This window comes from Streptomyces sp. AC550_RSS872 (genome assembly GCF_019049285.1).
GTDB lineage: Bacteria > Actinomycetota > Actinomycetes > Streptomycetales > Streptomycetaceae > Streptomyces.
In genome coordinates this window covers 77170-91356 of sequence record NZ_JAGMUL010000198.1, presented here as the reverse complement: position 1 = coordinate 91356, position 14187 = coordinate 77170, and the positions used below count along the sequence as shown (strand labels likewise).

The following is a 14187-nucleotide window of genomic DNA, read 5'->3' as shown; positions in this document are numbered from 1 at the left end:
CACCCTCCGCTCCCATCACGGCGATCTCGTTCGTCGGCCAGGCGAAGGTGAGGTCGGCACCGATGGACTGGCTGTCCATGACGATGTACGCACCTCCGTAAGCCTTGCGCAGGATCAGCGAGATCCTCGGCACGGTCGCGTTGCAGTAGGCGTAAAGGAGCTTCGCGCCGTGCCGGATGATTCCGCCGTGCTCCTGGTCGACGCCCGGGAGGAACCCGGGGACGTCCAGGAAAGTGACGATCGGGATGTTAAAAGCGTCACACATCTGAACGAAGCGCGCAGCTTTTTCCGACGCCTCGATGTCCAGGACGCCGGCGAGGACCTGCGGCTGGTTGGCGATGATGCCGACGACCTGGCCGTCGAGGCGGGCCAGCGCGCAGATGATGTTGCGCGCCCAGCGCTCGTGGACCTCCAGGTAGTCGCCGTCGTCGACGATCTCCTCGATGACCTTGGCCATGTCGTACGGCCGGTTGCCGTCCGCCGGGACGAGGTCGAGCAGGACGTCCGAGCGGCGGTCGGCGGCGTCCGTGGACTCCACGCGGGGCGGGTTCTCGCGGTTGTTCTGCGGCAGCAGCGACAGGAGGTAGCGCACCTCCGCGATGCACGTCTCCTCGTCGTCGTAGGCGAAGTGGCAGACGCCACTCGTCTCGGCGTGCACGTCCGCGCCGCCCAGCCCGTTCTGGGTGATCTCCTCGCCCGTCACCGCCTTGACCACGTCCGGGCCGGTGATGAACATCTGGGACGTCTCACGGACCATGAACACGAAGTCCGTCAGCGCCGGGCTGTACGCCGCGCCGCCCGCGCAGGGGCCGAGCATCACACTGATCTGCGGGATGACGCCGGACGCCCTGGTGTTGCGCTGGAAGATGCCGCCGTAGCCGGCGAGCGCCGAGACGCCCTCCTGGATACGGGCGCCCGCGCCGTCGTTCAGGGAGACCAGCGGGGCACCGGCCGCGATGGCCATGTCCATGATCTTGTGGATCTTCGTGGCATGGGCCTCGCCCAGCGCGCCGCCGAAGATCCGGAAGTCGTGGGCGTAGACGAAGACCGTACGGCCCTCCACCGTGCCCCAGCCGGTGATCACACCGTCGGTGTACGGCTTCTTGGCCTCCAGGCCGAAGCCCTGGGCCCGGTGCCGGCGCAGCTGCTCGACCTCCTGGAAGGAACCCGGGTCCAGGAGCAGCTCGATCCGCTCCCGGGCCGTCAGCTTGCCCTTGGCATGCTGCGCCGTCGTCGCCTTCTCGCTCGGGCCGGCCAGCGCCTGGGCACGAATCTCGTGCAGCTCGGCCGTCCGCCCACGGGCGTCGATCGGCTCACCCGGTGCCTCATCCAAAACGGTCATGTAGCGACCTTACGAAGGACACCAAGGAAAGCGAGCCGTTGACTCCGTACAGTCCTCGGACCCTTTTCCTGGTACCCCTGAACAGAACCATCGGGGCGTGCAGCCTTTCCGACTGCTCAGAGGGCATCCGCGTTGTGGGGGTCGCACAAAGGCGTCAGCCGGGAAGCACCTCACATCGATGGGTGGCGCATACCATCCCCGGAGTGACACGCAGGCGCAGTCGGGGGCCTGTCGAGAGGATCCGGACCGTGTCGTCGGCGCGCAGGACGTGGCGTACGGGGTGGTCCCAGGTGATCTCCAGCGGCTCGCCCGTGCGCGGCGGCTCGCTGACGCAGAGCGTAGCCGTACGGCCGCGGCGGCGGAGCAGCACGCTCGCACCAGCTGACGCGGTGAGCGGGCCGGCGGTGCCCGGCTGCCAGAAGTTGGCGGCCGTCAGGCCCAGGGAGGGGACACGCACCGCCTGGCACGTGCCGTCGTTGGCCAGGACCGACAGCCAGTGGCGGCCCTGCGCGGCCCGGACAGCGACCTCGCGGTGGCCGGCGCCGGGCATGAGCAGATAGACGTAGGTCGCGTCCGTCGGGTCGGTGCCGTGGTCCAGCCAGAGGGTCTGCCAGCGGCGGGTGCGGGCCTGAGTCGTGCTGCTGGTGTTGATGTCGGCCCAGGCGCCGGTGCGGTCCTCGCGCAGGGTGCGCAGGTCGCCGTACGGCACCACCCAGCCGCCGTGCCCTTCCAGGTGTGCCCAGCCCGGGCCCCGTACGAAGGCCTGGGTGCCGCCCTCCCCCAGGTTCCGGTTGTCGACGACGGTCTCGACGGGGACGCCGTCGGCGCAGCGGATCCCAGCCCCGAGGCAGATCACGGCGTCCTCGACGCAGAACCACGACTTACGGGCTTCGAGCGTCGACCCGAGGCCCTTCAGGTGCTGTCCGATCGCCGCGTACTCGCCGTCGGTCGCGCCGCCGACCCAGCGCACGGCGGGCTTGGGCTCGCCCCATTCGCCGCCGGCCTTGTCGGGGAGGCGTTTGGTGGAGACGGTCGTGCCCGGGAGGCGGTACCAGTCGACGGTCGGCCAGTACCAGTCGGTGTACTGATCGGCCCGGCCGCCGGGGCCGTCGGCCCACCAGGAGAGCATTCCGGCGCCGGCGTGCCAGCCGCGCGGGTTCTCGCCGTTGCCGCACTCGTAGTGGGCGATGCGGTCGCTGGCCATGGCGAGGTTCGCGACGAAGCGGGGGCGGCGGTGGACAGCTCGGTCCATGGCCGCGAAGAGATGGTGGCCGGTCGGCTCGGAGGCGGCCGGGACCGGCGACTCGGCGACGGCGTGCAGGCGGGCGAGATCCGCGACTCCGAACTGACGGCCCGTCAAGACAGGTGTGACCGTGGCCCGTTCGATCCATCCCTTGATCCGGCCGTACCAGCGCTCGCGTTCCGCCGCGCTCGCGCCGCCCGCGAGCAGGGCCATGGCGGCGATGACAGCCTGGCCGTGGAAGTGGTCGCTGCGCATGACGTGCCGGTCGTCGCTCTTGAGGTAACCCCGGCTGATGGCCCGGCCGTTGACGCTGTCCATCATCAACCCGTCGTGGATGAGCGGGGCGTAGGCGTGCTCGACGCTGTCGAGGATGATCTGCCGGGCGGGGTCGGTCACCTCCCAGTCGGATCCGGCGAGCAGGGCGAAGAGGCGGCCGAGGCCGTCGAGGAGGACCTGGCCGTAGGTGCCGGAGTAGGCGACCCACGTGTGCTGGACGAAGGAGCCGTCGGCATAGAGGCCGTCGCCCTTGGTGACGTACGGGAAGACCGGGGAGAGGGCGTCCCGGGCGAGCGCGATCTTCGCCGGGGCACGGCCGAGGATGCCGCGCAGGGCGACGCTGCGGCAGAGGTCGACACGGTTGGCGCCGGTGGAGGTGCCGGAGTAGTCCGTCAGCATCGCGTCCGGGACGAAGTGGTCGACGGCCGCGCAGGCGGCGCTGATCCGCTCCTCGGTGAGGTGGCCGTACAGGGCGGCCGTGATGTCCATCAGCAGGCGCGGGCTGCCGATCTGCCATTCCCACCAGTTGCCGTAGCGGGTGGTGGAGGGGTTGTAGACCGTGGCGGAGAGGTGGTCGAGGCCGCGCAGGACGTCGGCGAGGAGGGCCGGGTCGGCGGTGGAGCCGGTGCCCTGCTGGACGTAGGCCTGGGTCATCGTCCACAGGCGGCTGTAGCTCTGGGTGATTCCGGCGGGCGGGTCGTAGGGGTGGCCGGGCCAGAGGGAGGTGGGGGTGGGGGTCATGGTGGCCCGGAGGCCGCGGGCGAGGGTGCCGGTCTCGGCGAGGCGGGCGGCGTACGGCTCGGCGGCGGGGTCGTAGCCGGTGCCGAGAGCGATGTCGAGCCAGCGGAGGCGGAGGGCGTCGTAGGCGTCGGCGGAGGCGGCTCGGGCGGCGGGGGTGGCCGTGACCAGGAGCGCCGCCGCGAGGAGGACGGCTCGGCGGGTGGGTCTGGTGAGCCCTGTGCGCTGAGAGGTCATGCCTTGGGCATCTACCACCTCAGCGTAACCACGCCAACACTTTACGGATGATGTTGAATCCCGGACGGAATAGGTCTACGGTCGGTCGCGTTGATGTAGTTAAAGATTCAACATCACGCCACCCCGAAGGAGCACGCCATGACGAACGCCGACCTGACCGGGCTGACCGGCGACTACACCATCGACACCGCCCACTCCACCATCGGCTTCACCGTCCGCCACGCCATGGTCACCAACGTCAAGGGCAAGTTCCTCGACTTCAGCGGTTCGCTGCACCTGGACGGCGGCGACCCGTCCGCGTCCACGGCGTCCATCGACGTCAAGATGGACAGCATCGACACCGGTTCCGCCGATCGTGACGGCCACCTGAAGAGCGCGGACTTCTTCAAGGCCGACGAGTTCCCGACGATGACCTTCCGCTCGACCTCGGCCGAGGCTCTCGGCGACGACGACTACCGCATCACCGGCGACCTGACGATCCTCGGCACGACCAAGCCGCTCACCATCGACCTGGAGTTCAACGGCGCCGCGAAGGACCCCTTCGGCAACGAGCGCGTCGGCTTCGAGGGCAAGGCGGAGATCAAGCGCTCCGAGTGGGGTCTCACCTGGAACGCCGCGCTGGAGACGGGCGGCGTGCTGATCTCCGACAAGATCAAGCTGAACTTCGACATCTCGGCGATCCGGAACGCGTGACGCTTGCGCACAGGACGGGCGCCGGTGAGCGAGGGGCTCACCGGCGCCTTGTCAGTTCCCGCAGAATCGCGGCGACCTGGGCCTCCCGGCCACGCGGGGTCCGGGCCCGGAGCAGGCCGAGCATGACCTGGTAGCGGTCGGTACGGCCCAGCTGCTCGAAGGCCGCCTTGGCCTGGGGATTCCCCTCCAGCGCGGCGGTCAGCTCGTCCGGGACCCGTGCGTTGCTCTGCGACTCGTACGCCGCCTCCCATCGCCCGTCGGCCTTGGCGGCGTCCACCTCGGCGAGACCGGAGGAGCGCATCCGCCCCGCGGCCGTCAGCTCCGCCACCCGCCGCACGTTGACCATCGACCAGAGGCTGCCTGGCCGGCGCGGGGTGATCCGCTGGGCGTAGTACGACGCGTCGATTCCCTTGCGCTGTCCCGTGATCCAGCCGTGGCACAGGGCCACGTCGTTGATCTCGGCCGCGCTGACGGAGGGAATGCCGGAGCCCTTCTTGGCGACCTTGACCCAGAGACCGGGGTGCGGGGCGGGGTGCTCGGTCAGCCAGGCGTCGAGGGCGGGGGCGGACGCGAAGGGGAGGGGTTCCGGGGCGCGGTCAGGGCTCATGACACAAACGTAGGGACGGTATAGGTCAGAAACCGTCCTCTTTCCCAGGGTCAGTAGTCGACGCTCGGGTACCAGTCGCCGCGTCCCCGGGGGGTCAGGTCGAGGAGGTTCCAGACGGCGGCCAGCGCGTCGATGCCCCGCTCGTCGATGTCGGGCGACATGCGGGGGTGTACCGAGTAGAAGTGGCGGACCGTGCCGTCGCCGTCGCGGGTGAACACGGAGACGGTGGAGTCCTGTCCGCCGTCCTTGTCCTCGCTGCCCATGTCGTACTTGAACGTGCTGTCGCCGCAGCTCAGCAGCCGCAGCCGGTGCCAGCCGCGGCTTCGGGCATGCTGCCGCAGGACAGGCGGGTCGGCCGCCGCAGCGATGACGAAGTCGGCGTTGCGGGTGACGTGGTGGGCGATGTTGCTGAAGCCGTCGATCCACAGGGTGCACATCGGGCAGGGTTCGGTCTGCGCCTTGCCGTACATGAACTGGTACATGATCAGCGGCCGTTCGGGGGCGGTGAAGAGGTCACTCAACCGCACCTCGCGGACCGGTTCGTCGCCTGCGTCGAGGTCGGTGGGGCCCTCCAGGAAGACGTAGTCGTCGAGCGGCGGCCCCGGCGGCAGTGCGCGCCGCCGGGCGGCGACCTCCTCGCGGTGGCGCATCAGCTCGATCTCGGCGAGGCGCAGTTCTTCGCGGGCTGCGAGGTATTCGGCGGATTCCCCTGGCAGCCGGGTGTGCCGGAACATCGCGTCCTCCTGGGGTCGACTTCCTCCCCCGTGGCGCCTTCAGTCTAGGCCGGAGATCTTGATCGCTCAGGTGGAGTGCCGCATCCGCAGGACGGCCTCCGCCTGGTCGCGGGCGTGGGTGAGGGGATCCGGGAAGATCCGCAGGCCGTGCGCGACGAGGGCGCCCTCGTGCAGGAGCATGAGCGTGCGGCCCAGGCGGTCCGCGTCGGCCCCGGCGACGTCCCCGGCCAGACGGGTGAACAGGGCCAGCATCCACTGCTTCTGACCGGTGATGACCGGGAAGGCCGGGTGGGCGGGGTCGCTGATCTCCGCGTGCGCGTTGACCATGCTGCACCCCTTGGCGCCGTACGCCGCCGACCAGGCACGGGAGGCGTCGAACACGGCCAGGACTCGGTCCTCAGGCGTCGTCGCGTGCGCGGCGTCGAGGTGGTCGTCGAGATACCGCGCCAGAAAGGCCCTCCAGCGCTCGTCCCGGCCGGTCAGGTACTCCACGACGATCCGCTCCTTGGAACCGAAGCGGTCGTAGAGGGTCTTCTTGGTCACCCCCGCCTCCGCGGCGATGAGGTCGACGCCGACGGCATGGATGCCGCGCTCGTAGAACAGCCGCTCGGCGGCCTCCAGGACGCGGCGGGCGGCGCGTGTCATCGTGACGCGCCGCGGCTGCTCTGCTGTGCCCATACCTCGAAGTATACCGATCTGTATAGTGGATACCCAGAGCCAGGTATACCGATCTGTCTAGTGGGTGTGGTCCCCGTGAACCCCGTGAACGCTCTGCTCTCGACAGCCTTCGTCCTGTGCTGGAGCTCCGGGTTCATCGGGGCCAAGCTCGGCGCGGGGAGCGCGCCCGCGGTCACGGTCCTGATGTGGCGGTTCCTGCCGCTGGCCGTGATCCTCATCGCCGTCGCCGCCGTCGTGGGTCGCGCGTCCTGGCGGGGCCTGACCGCGCGGGACGTCGCCCGGCAGGCCGTGATCGGCGTGCTGTCGCAGAGCGGCTATCTGCTCACCGTCTACTACGCCATCCAGCTCGGCGTCTCCAGCGGCACCACGGCCCTGATCGACGGCGTCCAGCCCCTGGTCGCCGGGGCGCTGGCCGGACCACTGCTGCATCCCGATCAGCCGACCGCTGTCGTCAACTCCCCGTCGCCGCCCGGCTGGTGGCATGCGGCCGGGGAGCGGTACGCGCGGCAGTGGCCGGCCGGGAGGCCGGTGTCCTGAGCCGGGAAGCCCATGTCCTGAACGGGCGTGGCCGGAATTGACCCCTTGTCCAGGCGCTCACAGGATCCACATAATCCAGCAACCGAATTGACCGGCGCATGCCATCGACCATCGAGAAGGTGCTCCCCGCCTCTCCACTTGGCATGCCCCCGACATTTCAGCGCTTTCTCCACGTTCGCATGCATGTCCAACCCCCCACGGAAGGCATCACGTTGAAGAAGCTCCTCACCGCGCTCAAGAGATGCGCGGCCCTCGGCGCCGCCGCCCTCGCGATCGTCAGCCTTCAGCCCGTCTCGGCCGCGCACGCCGACCAGCGTGTCGTCGGCGGAACCCGGGCCGCGCAGGGCGAGTTCCCGTTCATGGTCCGGCTCTCCATGGGCTGTGGCGGCGCGCTCTACACCCAGCAGATCGTGCTCACCGCCGCGCACTGTGTGAGCGGCTCCGGCAACAACACCAGCATCACGGCCACCGCCGGTGTCGTGGACCTCCAGTCCACCAGCGGCCGGGTCCAGGTCAGGTCCACCAAGGTCCTCCAGGCCCCCGGCTACAACGGCACCGGCAAGGACTGGGCGCTCATCAAGCTCGCCCAGCCGATCAACCTGCCGACGCTGAAGATCGCCACCACGACGCAGTACAACACCGGCACCTTCACCGTCGCCGGCTGGGGCGCGGCCACCGAGGGCGGCGGCCAGCAGCGGTACATGCTCAAGGCCAACGTGCCGTTCGTCAGCGACGCCCAGTGCCGTTCCTACAGCGGCTACAGCGGCCTCGTCGCGAGCGAGGAGCTCTGCGCCGGTCTCCCGTCCGGCGGCGTGGACACCTGCCAGGGTGACTCCGGCGGCCCGATGTTCCGCCGGGACGCGAGCAACGCCTGGATCCAGGTCGGCATCGTCAGCTGGGGCATAGGCTGCGCCCGGCCGAACGCGCCCGGCGTCTACACCGAGGTCTCGACGTTCGCCTCCGCCATCGCGTCGGCCGCGTCCTCACTGTGACCCGAACACTGTGTGACCTGACCGCGCTGTGACCTGACCGCTGTCGCGGGACCGCGGGCCCGGTGTCTCAGGACGCCGGGCCCGTGCCGTTCGCGCTCCGGCACCCGTCAGGCGTGCTCCGGCACCCGTCGGTCGGACACAGGGGTCAGAAGCCCCCGCCGCCGTCGAAGCCTCCGCCGCCGATGTCACCTCCGCCGAACCCGCCCCCGAAGTCCCCTGCGTCGAAGTCCGCCCCGGACACGTCGCCGCCCTCGTAGCCGCCACCCTCGTAGCCGTAGCCCGCCCCGTAGTCGGCCGCGTAGGCCGGGCCGGCCATCATGCTGCCCAGCATCGTGCCGATGAGGAGGCCGGGGAGGATGCCGCCGCCGAAGTAGCCGCCCGCCCAGGGCCCGTAGGCCGGGCCGGCGTCCCAGTAGGGGCGGCGGCCGGACTCCGTGTCGACCTCGCGGATCACGGGGTCGCGGCCCTCGGCCAGCCGGGTGCGGTCGGCCGCGCAGACCGGGACCTCACGGGCTGCGCCGCCGGGCGGCGTCCAGGTCTCGTCGGCCACCGCGGTGCCGTGCCGCGGGTCGAAGAAGCACGGCGGACGGCGCTCCGGGAGGGGCCGGTCCTCCCGGCGGGCGGCGAGCCGGGCGAGGGAGAAGCGGCCGTCCGCCAGGGCCTGGGTGACCGCTTTGACCTCCTCCGGTCTGCGGGCGGCGTCCATGAACCGTTTCGCCTGCTCGTAGGCGTCCAGGGCGCTCTCGTAGTCCGCGCGCATCGCGTCGTCGGCACCGGGTTCCGCCGGGTGGAAGTCCAGGCGGTCCAGTTCCTCGCCGAAGGCGGTGATGTCCTCGTCGACCACGACGCGCAGCTTCTCCAGCGCCGCCCGCTGCTGCTCCTCGTGACGCCGCCGGTTGCGCTTCACCAGCGCGTAGGCGCCCGCGCCGCCCGCCACCAGCACCGCGCCGGCCGCGATCAGCCCGCTGACGTCGACACCGGAGCCGCCCCCGCCGTCGCTCCAGCTCGCGGGTGCCGTGCCGCCCACGTTGCGCAGCGCCGCGTCGACGAAGTCGTTCAGCTGGGCCTTGGGGTCTCCGGCGCTCTGCACCGAGGTGACCAGGTTGTCCACCGCCTGCCGGGACATCACGGAGGGGTCGGCGGCGGCGTCGAAGCGATCGTCGACGCGGACGCCGTACAGGCCCGTGACACCGGTCTCCGTACGGAGGTTCAGCAGGAGGTTCTCGGTCGGCTGGTCGGCCGGGAGGACGGCGACGAAGACGGGTTTGTCGGCATCCTTGATCTTGTCGGCGAGCGCTTCGGCGTCAGCCGACGACAGCTGGCCGGAGGCGGCGGGGTCCACATAGACGGGTTCCTCGCGCAGCGCCTCGGCGACCTTCGAGAGGTCCGTGGCCGCATGGGCGCCGGGCGCACCGGCCGTGAGCACCGCGACCGTCGCGGCGACCGGCACGATCAGCAAGCTCATGAGGCCCCGGAAGAGCGGAGTCCTCATACTTCGACGCTACCTGATGGGCCGGGAAAAGGCGGCGCTTCCGGTGGCTGGAAATGCTCAGGCGTACGGCTCGCCGATGCCCAGCAGGTTGCCCTCGCTGTCGTGGAACCAGGCGGCTCGTTCGCCCCGGAAGCCCTTGGCGGAGTAGTGGCCCTCGATGTCGGCGATGCCGTTCGTGGTGCGGAGGCCGGGGACGTCGACCTCCTCGAACCGCACCCCGCGCCGCCTGAGCTCCGTCACCACCGCCTCGACGTCCTCGACCTGCCAGCCCATCTGGGTGAAGGTTCCGGGGGAGGCTCCGGTCGACCGGTACACGGCGAACTCCGTGCCACCGCAGCGGTACAGCAGCCCGCCCGGCCGTTCGTCGACCGGTTCCAGACCCAGTTTCTCGGAGTAGAAGCGCCGGGCCCGCTCCAGGTCCTGGGCGGGCAGGCGGGTCGCCACCTGACCCCGGGCGAGGAAGTGTCCGGGGTCTGTGTCCTTGTCGTCCTTGTCGTCCATGGTTTCACTGTGCCGTGGACACCCGGCCCGGAGGCGGCGGCCAGGGGGCGAAACACCCCCTGGGTCCGTTCGGCCTACTCAGCCGGCGTCACCCCGGCCCGCAGCAGCCCGTAGGTGTAGGCGTCCTCCAGGGCCTGCCAGGACGCGGCGATGACGTTCTCGGCCACGCCGACCGTGGACCACTCCCCCGTGCCGTCCGAGGTCGAGATCAGGACCCGGGTCGTGGACTGGGTGCCGTGGACGCCCTCCAGGATGCGGACCTTGTAGTCGACGAGGTCGAGTTTGGCGAGCTGGGGGTAGATCTTCTCCAGGGCGACGCGGAGGGCGCGGTCGAGGGCGTTGACCGGGCCGTTGCCCTCTGCCGTGGCGACGATGCGCTCGCCCTTGGCGAAGAGCTTGACCGTGGCCTCGTTGGCGTGGGTGCCGTCGGGGCGGTCCTCGACGATCGCGCGCCAGGACTCGACCTGGAAGTAGCTGAGGGGCCTGCCCTCCACCTCTGCCCTCAGCAACAACTCGAAGCTGGCGTCGGCCGCCTCGTAGGTGTAGCCCTTGAGTTCGCGTTCCTTGACGCGCTCGACGACCCGGCCCACCAGTTCGCGGTCGCCGCCCAGGTCGATGCCGAGTTCCTTGCCCTTGAGCTCGACGGAGGCGCGGCCCGCCATGTCGGAGACCAGCATGCGCATGGTGTTGCCGACCAGCTCGGGGTCGATGTGCTGGTACAGGTCCGGGTCGACCTTGATCGCGGAGGCGTGCAGGCCGGCCTTGTGGGCGAAGGCCGATACGCCGACGTAGGGCTGGTGCGTGGAGGGGGTGAGGTTGACGACCTCGGCGATGGCGTGGCTGATGCGGGTCATCTCGCGGAGGTGACCGTCGGGGAGGACCTTCTTGCCGTACTTGAGCTCCAGGGCCGCCACGACCGGGAAGAGGTTGGCGTTGCCCACGCGCTCGCCGTAGCCGTTGGCCGTGCACTGGACGTGGGTCGCGCCCGCGTCGACGGCGGCGAGGGTGTTGGCGACCGCGCAGCCGGTGTCGTCCTGGGCGTGGATGCCGAGGCGGGCGCCCGTGTCCGCGAGGACGGTCGCCACGACTGCCTGGACCTGGGCGGGGAGCATGCCGCCGTTGGTGTCGCAGAGGATGACGACGTCCGCGCCGGCCTGCGATGCCGTGCGGACGACTGCCTTCGCGTACTCGGGGTTGGCGCGGTAGCCGTCGAAGAAGTGCTCGCAGTCGACGAAGACGCGGCGGCCCTGTTCGCGCAGGTACGACACCGTGTCGCGGACCATCTCCAGGTTCTCGTCGAGCGTGGTGCGCAGGGCGAGCTCGACATGCCGGTCGTGGGACTTCGCGACCAGGGTGATCACCGGGGCGCCGGACTCCAGCAGCGCCTTGACCTGCGGGTCATCGGACGCCTTGGCGCCCGCGCGACGGGTCGCGCCGAAGGCGACCAGCTGGGCGTGCTGGAAGTCGATCTCCTGCTGGGCGCGCGCGAAGAACTCGGTGTCCCTCGGGTTGGCACCGGGCCAGCCGCCCTCGATGAAGCCCACGCCGAACTCGTCCAGGTGCCGGGCGATGGCCAGCTTGTCCGCGACGGTGAGGTTGATGCCCTCCCGCTGCGCGCCGTCGCGCAGGGTGGTGTCGAACACGTGGAACGAATCGTCGAGCTCGCTGGTTGCGGTCATGGTGTCAAGGCTCCTGCTGTTGGATCCCGTCGGATCACGGTCGTTACCGGAATGACCGGCTCCACCGTCCCCAATGGTCCCTCGCGCTTTGCTCCCGGCTGAAGGTGGGCCAGAAAAGCGAAAAACCCCTCGCGGGTGCGAGAGGTCTGCGCGCGGGTCGAGGACGACGGTGTCCGCCCGTACCTGGTCGTACGTGGCGGTCACTGCGGACCGGCGCGCCTGCTGCCAATAATCATGGCGAACGAGAGCACGGGGGCAGTCTGGCACACACCGCCCCAGGGCTCACCGTCCGTCTCAGGATGCGAGCACTGCGTAGATCGCCGCCGACGGTGGACGATGCCGTCGTAGTGGCCGTCGGTGTCGTCCGGGACCAGCTGGGCGGAGCGGCTGCCGAGGGCGCCCATCGAGGCAAACGCACCGCGTGCGACAGGGGCAATCCGGTGTATTGCGTACGACCTGGACGTGAGCTCAGGAGTCCGCGAGGAGGCTGTCGTCGAGGAACTCCCGTACGTGGCCGAGAACCTGTGCCCGGTCCGTGCCGCGCAGGCCGATCGCCACATGGATGGAGAACCCGTCGAGCAGGGCCCGCAGCCGGGCGGCGAAGCGGTCCGGGTCCACCGCCCTGAACTCCCCGCGCGACATGCCCTCGGCGACCAGCGCCACCAGGTCGCGGTGCCAGGCGCCCTCGATCGCGGCCTGCCGGTCGCGGGCGTCGTCGTCGGCGTTCTGCGAGCGGTTCCAGACCTCCAGCCACAGCGTCCAGTGCGGGTCGCGATGGCCCTCGGGGACGTACAGGTCGACATACGCCTCGACCCGTTCGCGGGCCGTGGCGGACGCCCGCGTCAGCAGCCGGCCGCGCTCGGCGCCGAGCCGGCCCTCGCTCCACTCCAGGGTGCGCAGCAGCAGTTCGTCCTTGGAGCGGAAGTAGTAGAGGAGATGGCCGCTGCTCATGCCGACCTCACGGCCGAGCGCGGCCATGGTCAGCTTCTCCAGGCCGCGCTCGGCGATCATCTCCATGGCGGCGGCGAGGACGTCCTCGCGGGGCGGGGCGGGCGTGCGGCGGCGCGTGCTCACGCGGCGGCCTCCACGCGGACGGCGTCCGGGACGAGCCGGGTCTCGTAGTCGCTCGTGCAGTCGACGGCGACGACGGCCACCTCGGCCCCGCAGCGGCAGAGGTGGTTGACCCCGAGCGGCGCCCCGAACGGCAGCGGGTCGACGACGTACGTCCCGCGCTGCACGCTCGGCGGGCCGTGCCGTCGGCCGTCCGGGCCTGGGAGGCCGTACCGGCCTCGGTACCCGGGCATCTCGTCGAGCCGCCGGACCGGCTCGGTCAGCCGGGTTGCGCAGGTGGCGCAGAGCAGTACGTTCACCCGTACGTTCTACCTGACGACCGTCCTCGGCTGCTGCTGGGTGATGCAGTGGATGCCGCCCCCGCCCGCGAAGATCGTCCGTGCGTCGACGAGCGTCACCGTGCGCTCCGGGAACAGTCGGCGGAAGATGCCGGCGGCGATCTCGTCGCGCGGGTCGTCGAAGCCGCACAGGACGACGCCGCCGTTGCAGAGGTAGTGGTTGATGTAGGAGTAGTCGGCCCAGTGGCCGTCCGCCTCCAGGACGGTCGGGGCGGGCACCTCGACGACCTCCAGCCGGCGGCCACGGGCGTCCGTCTGTGCCTTCAGCAGGCCGACGACCTCCCGGGTCACCTCGTGGTCGGGGTGCGCGGGGTCCGGCTGCACATGGGCGACGACCACACCGGGGCGGGCGAACGCGGCGACGATGTCGACATGTCCGAGGGTGCCGAAGCCGTACGGGGGATAGTCGCCGGTCAGACCCCGCGGCAGCCAGATCGCCTTGCGGGTGCCGAGCATGCCGTGGATCTCGGCCTCGACCTCCTGCCGCGTCCAGTGCGGGTTGCGCTCGGGGCCGAGCTGGACCGTCTCCGTCAGCAGGACCGTCCCGTCGCCGTCCACATGGATCGCACCGCCCTCGTTGACGAGCTTCGAGGCGTACGTCTTCGTCGAGCCCGCGAGGTCGGACACATACGCGGCGATCTTCGCGTCGTGCTCCCAGCGGGCCCAGTCCTGGGCGCCCCAGCCGTTGAACGTCCAGTCGACGGCGGCGAGTTGGCCCTTCCCGTCAGTCAGGAAGGTCGGGCCGATGTCCCGCATCCAGGCGTCGTCGAGGTCCCGCTCGACCGTCTCCACGCCGTCGCCGAGCAGGGCGCGGGCCTCGGCCGACTGCCCGGGTCCGCACACGACCGTCACCGGCTCGAAGCGACGCACGGCACGGGCGACCGACGCCCAGGCGGCGCGGGCGTCGGCCAGGTCCTCCGGGTCGTCGAAGGTCACGTTGGGGCCCGGCCAGGCCATCCAGGTGCGTTCGTGCGGGGCCCACTCGGCGGGCATGCGGAAGCCGTCGGCGGCTGCGGACATGAGTGATCC

General features: G+C 70.7%; 14 protein-coding genes and 1 pseudogene. 3 read left to right on the top strand and 12 right to left on the bottom strand.

Translation table 11 applies throughout. From position 1 onward, the window contains the following. Together KUM44_RS42205 and KUM44_RS42200 are read right to left on the bottom strand one after the other, a co-directional pair. Positions 1 to 1342 (bottom strand): acyl-CoA carboxylase subunit beta (locus tag KUM44_RS42205; RefSeq protein ID WP_217215063.1); only part of this gene is annotated, 1342 nt, incomplete at its 3' end. Positions 1343 to 1496: 154 nt separating this feature from the next. Next, positions 1497 to 3836: a polysaccharide lyase 8 family protein gene (locus tag KUM44_RS42200; protein WP_217215062.1), complete on the bottom strand. Its 2340-nt coding sequence runs from the start codon at positions 3834 to 3836 to the stop codon at positions 1497 to 1499. A 138-nt stretch (positions 3837 to 3974) separates the two neighbouring features. Between KUM44_RS42200 and KUM44_RS42195 the strand changes: the two genes are divergently transcribed. Beyond that, the gene (locus KUM44_RS42195) at positions 3975 to 4529 is read left to right on the top strand and encodes a YceI family protein (protein ID WP_217215061.1); all 555 of its coding nucleotides are present in this window, start codon (positions 3975 to 3977) and stop codon (positions 4527 to 4529) included. Positions 4530 to 4566: 37 nt separating this feature from the next. On the opposite strand, the gene KUM44_RS42190 is transcribed toward KUM44_RS42195, so the two are convergent. From KUM44_RS42190 to KUM44_RS42180, 3 genes are all read right to left on the bottom strand, one after another. Further along, positions 4567 to 5136 carry a YdeI family protein gene (locus tag KUM44_RS42190; protein WP_217215060.1) on the bottom strand — a complete coding sequence of 190 codons (570 nt, stop codon included), beginning with the start codon at positions 5134 to 5136 and terminating at the stop codon, positions 4567 to 4569. A 50-nt stretch (positions 5137 to 5186) separates the two neighbouring features. Continuing rightward, positions 5187 to 5870 (bottom strand): DUF899 family protein, encoded by a 684-nt coding sequence (locus tag KUM44_RS42185; protein ID WP_217215059.1) that lies wholly within the window; start codon positions 5868 to 5870, stop codon positions 5187 to 5189. 66 nt (positions 5871 to 5936) lie between these two features. Then, positions 5937 to 6548 carry a TetR/AcrR family transcriptional regulator gene (locus tag KUM44_RS42180; RefSeq protein ID WP_217215058.1) on the bottom strand — a complete coding sequence of 204 codons (612 nt, stop codon included), beginning with the start codon at positions 6546 to 6548 and terminating at the stop codon, positions 5937 to 5939. A gap of 84 nt (positions 6549 to 6632) precedes the next feature. Between KUM44_RS42180 and KUM44_RS42175 the strand changes: the two are divergent. Together KUM44_RS42175 and KUM44_RS42170 are read left to right on the top strand one after the other, a co-directional pair. Further along, a pseudogene (locus KUM44_RS42175) lies at positions 6633 to 6974 on the top strand (EamA family transporter); the annotation flags it as partial. 323 nt (positions 6975 to 7297) lie between these two features. After that, positions 7298 to 8077, top strand: a complete 780-nt coding sequence (locus tag KUM44_RS42170; protein WP_217215168.1) for a trypsin-like serine protease — start codon at positions 7298 to 7300, stop codon at positions 8075 to 8077. A gap of 145 nt (positions 8078 to 8222) precedes the next feature. Here the strand turns inward: KUM44_RS42170 and KUM44_RS42165 are convergent, their stop codons facing one another. From KUM44_RS42165 to KUM44_RS42135, 7 genes are all read right to left on the bottom strand, one after another. Beyond that, entirely contained in the window at positions 8223 to 9569 is a 1347-nt protein-coding gene (locus KUM44_RS42165) for a hypothetical protein (RefSeq protein WP_217215057.1), read from the bottom strand. Positions 9570 to 9626: 57 nt separating this feature from the next. Next, on the bottom strand, positions 9627 to 10070 hold the full coding sequence (locus KUM44_RS42160; protein ID WP_217215056.1) for a VOC family protein: 444 nt from the start codon (positions 10068 to 10070) through the stop codon (positions 9627 to 9629). A 74-nt stretch (positions 10071 to 10144) separates the two neighbouring features. Further along, a complete protein-coding gene (cimA, locus tag KUM44_RS42155; RefSeq protein ID WP_217215055.1) occupies positions 10145 to 11749 on the bottom strand; it encodes a citramalate synthase in 1605 nt (534 codons plus the stop codon). A 200-nt stretch (positions 11750 to 11949) separates the two neighbouring features. Then, positions 11950 to 12153, bottom strand: coding sequence for a hypothetical protein (locus KUM44_RS42150; protein WP_217215054.1), 204 nt, complete (start codon positions 12151 to 12153; stop codon positions 11950 to 11952). 64 nt (positions 12154 to 12217) lie between these two features. After that, positions 12218 to 12766, bottom strand: a complete 549-nt coding sequence (locus KUM44_RS42145; protein ID WP_254390931.1) for a TetR/AcrR family transcriptional regulator — start codon at positions 12764 to 12766, stop codon at positions 12218 to 12220. A 53-nt stretch (positions 12767 to 12819) separates the two neighbouring features. Then, positions 12820 to 13119: a hypothetical protein gene (locus KUM44_RS42140; RefSeq protein ID WP_217215052.1), complete on the bottom strand. Its 300-nt coding sequence runs from the start codon at positions 13117 to 13119 to the stop codon at positions 12820 to 12822. Between the two features lie 9 nt (positions 13120 to 13128). Further along, positions 13129 to 14178 (bottom strand): agmatine/peptidylarginine deiminase, encoded by a 1050-nt coding sequence (locus KUM44_RS42135; RefSeq protein ID WP_217215051.1) that lies wholly within the window; start codon positions 14176 to 14178, stop codon positions 13129 to 13131. Between the last annotated feature and the right edge of the window lie 9 nt (positions 14179 to 14187).